This window comes from Serratia sp. 22264, assembly GCF_052045345.1.
GTDB lineage: Bacteria > Pseudomonadota > Gammaproteobacteria > Enterobacterales > Enterobacteriaceae > Serratia > Serratia plymuthica.
On sequence record NZ_JBQEOY010000014.1, the window covers coordinates 1 to 3,252 of the forward strand.

At 57.7% G+C, this 3,252-nt stretch carries 1 protein-coding gene and 1 pseudogene; both read right to left on the reverse strand.

Annotated features, from left to right (window positions below):
- Window positions 1–1,706, reverse strand: a 1,706-nt coding sequence (locus tag ACTJJ1_RS24925) for a type I secretion system permease/ATPase (RefSeq protein ID WP_440835735.1), incomplete at its 3' end; no start/stop codon positions are given.
- Window positions 1,707–1,869: 163 nt separating this feature from the next.
- Window positions 1,870–3,252 (reverse strand): annotated as a pseudogene (locus ACTJJ1_RS24930) (DUF4214 domain-containing protein); the annotation flags it as partial.

Below are 3,252 nucleotides of genomic sequence, written 5' to 3' on the forward strand. Positions count from 1 at the left end.
ATGGCGGTCTGTTGCGATTTCGCCCGTTGTATGGCGGCGATCACCTGTGACGTCGGGCCGAAAGCCAGCATTTTTCCGCCGTCGAGCAGTAGCAGACGGGTGGTGGTGGCGATCAACTGCGGGCGATGGCTGACCAGCACCAGGGTTTTTCCCGCCGCACGCAGTTGCATAATCGCCTGATTGAGCGCCAGCTCGCCGGCCTCGTCGAGGTTGGCGTTGGGTTCATCCAGCACGATGAGCACCGGATCGTCATAAAGTGCGCGCGCCAGGGCGATACGCTGTTTTTGCCCGCCGGACAGGCCGTTTCCACCGTGGCCAAGCAGGGTGTCATAGCCCGCGGAGAAGTGCAGGATCAATTCATGTACGCCGGCGAGCTGCGCCGCAGCCACCACTTTTTTCGGGTCAACCGGCTGAAAGCGCGAGATATTTTCCGCCACGGTGCCGGCAAACAGTTCAATATCCTGCGGCAGGTAGCCAATGGCAGCACCAAGCTGATCCTTGTTCCATTGAAAAATATCGGCTTCATCGAGACGGATGTGGCCCTCGGAAACCGGCCAGACGCCGACCAACAACCGCGCCAAAGTGGATTTCCCCGAACCGCTGGCACCAATCACGCCGAGCACCTCGCCGGGTGCCAGTTGGAAGTTGACGCCCTGCAGCACAGAAATCTCCGGGTCTGCCGGCGTACCGGCGGTGATCTGTTCCACATGCAAATGTCCCTGCGGACGGGGCAGGCTCATGCCGACGCCGCGCGGTGGGAAGGCGTCGAGCAGCTTGACCAGGCGCAGATAGGCCAGCTTGGCGCCGCTCCAACTTTTCCAGACGTTGATGATCTGTTCGATCGGCGCCAGCGTGCGGCCAAGCAAGATGGAACCGGCGATCATCATGCCGGCTGAAATATGCCCATCGATCGCCAGCCAACCGCCCAGCCCCAGCACCAATGACTGGAGCGTGGTACGCACCACTTTGGTCGCAGCACTGATGCTGGCAGCACGTTCGCTGGCAATCCGTTGCGTATCAAGGAAACGATCGTGCAGGTTACGCCAGCGCTGCTTCAGGGCCGGCAGCATCCCCATAGCTTCAATCACTTCCGCATTGCGCAGCCCGGTGCTGGCGACCTTGCCGGATTCGATCGAAAAACGGTTAGCCGTTGCCAGGGGGGCGTTGGTTCTGACCTGATTGAGCACCGCCAGCGCGATCAGCAGCAGTACGGCCACCAGGGCGAACAACCCCAACCAGACGTTGAACAGAGCGATCACCAGCAGGTAAATCGGAAACCAGGGTGCATCAAAGAAGGCAAAGATGGCGCTGCCGGTCAAAAACTGGCGCACCGTGGTCAAATCGCCAAGCATTTGACCCGCATCGGTGCTGTTAGATCTAAGGTTGGCTTCGAAGGCTGCGGTATAAATGCGATCGTTGAGCGTCGCATCGATATGGTTACTGATGCGGATGACCATCATGCTGCGCACGTATTCGAGCACGCCCATCATGATGAACAGAAACAGGACTATCAGAGTGAGCATCAGCAGCGTCATGCCATTGCGCGAGGGTAGCGCCCGATCATAGACCTGCAACATGTACAGCGACGGCACCAACATCAGAATGTTGATGACCGCAGTAAAACAGCCAAGACTCCAGAAGGCTCGACTGTGTTGGCGGATAGCATTGACAATCTCATTGGGTTGGACAAGTTCAGAAAACTTCATAACTTACTCTCTGGGAAGTGAAAATCGGCAAAGAACTCATCTCTTGACGGATGATTGACATGGGGGCCACGGCCGCCCCAAATAAAACAGAGGGGGGGAATTCCCCCCCTCTGGGTTCTACTTACGCCACCACTCGATTAGACGCAGTGTTGATACAGTGCAATTACGCGTAGTGCAGGTTGCTGACCAGATCGGCATGGGTGCCGCCGACCAGAGCCACCACGGTATCGGTGGTGTCCAGCAGGTGGTTATCGTTTTCATCGATCAACAGGAAATGGGTGTTGTCGACGCTGGAAACCCCCACCTTGGCGCTCAGGACGTTGTTGTTCAGACCAAACAGTGCGCCAACGAAACCGCTAAATGCGGTGCCGGTGAAGAGACTGAGTGCGTCGATCAACCCCTGGCCGGTCTTGCTGCCGTAATCCGCTACCTGAGTGCCGGTATCGGTATCGGAGACCAGCAGGTTGGACTTCACGTCCAGGATGCTGTTTTTCGCGTAGTTGTAGTCGCTGATGGATACCGATGATTGCGAGCCGCTGGAAACGATCTCGAACTTGTCGTTGCCGCCGTTGCCTTTAATCGCGGTGTTATCGCGCACGGTGAAGGTATCGTCCGCTGCAGTGCCGGTGATATTTACGTTGCTGCCGTTCAGACCGAAAAGCGTGGTGAAGATCGGGCCGAACGGGAACAGGTTGATAAATTGAGCGATGAAGCCCGAACCGGTGCCGCTGACCTGAGCGTCGATATCCACTCCGGCGGTGTTAGCGCTGGCGTCGATAGTGCGCACGTTGCTGTACCCGCTACCTACAGTCAGATCCAGCGTATGATCGCCGGTCACGTTCAGGGTAGTCACCTGCGTGTTGGTGCCGGTCAATGACAGGATATTACCGAAGTCGCCGGTACCGCCGGAGGCGACGTTCACCGTACTCAGCGCTGTGCCGAACAGCGCTGAGCTGCTGCTAGCCAGGCTGACCGAACCGGCATTAACGTCTGTATCGCTGGCCGCAGTAAACGCAATGTCGAACTTGTTGGTGGCGTCTTGCAAGAAAGTAAAGGCAACGCTGCTGGCGGCGGTGGCATTACCGGTCACTTCCAGTTGCGCCACGGTGCCACCGGCAACGTTGATCACTTTCACCGTCTCAGCCAGGCCGGACAGTACGAAGCCCTGTGAGCCGGTGGTTGAGGTTGCGGCCTGGTTTACGATCCCGGTCAAGGCGCTGGTTTCTGTAGAAGCGTTGCCTGTCAACACACCAAAGTCGAAGGTGTGGTTTGCCGCGGTTGACCCAGAGCTTACCGTTGCCTTACCGATGTAACCCGCCAGATCAAGCTTCTCGAAGTTGGTGAACTGCGCCGCATTGGAGACGATGGTTGTGGCACTGAACAGATTGCCAACGTTGACGTTCTTGGTAATAAAGTTGGCAGACAGCACATCGGTACCCGCACCACCGTTGCCGCTGATGCCGGCACCTACGGTGTTGGCACCGTTGACAGCGGCGTTACCGGCCCACTTCAGCGAGTCGTTGCCGGCACCCAGGTTAAAATCACC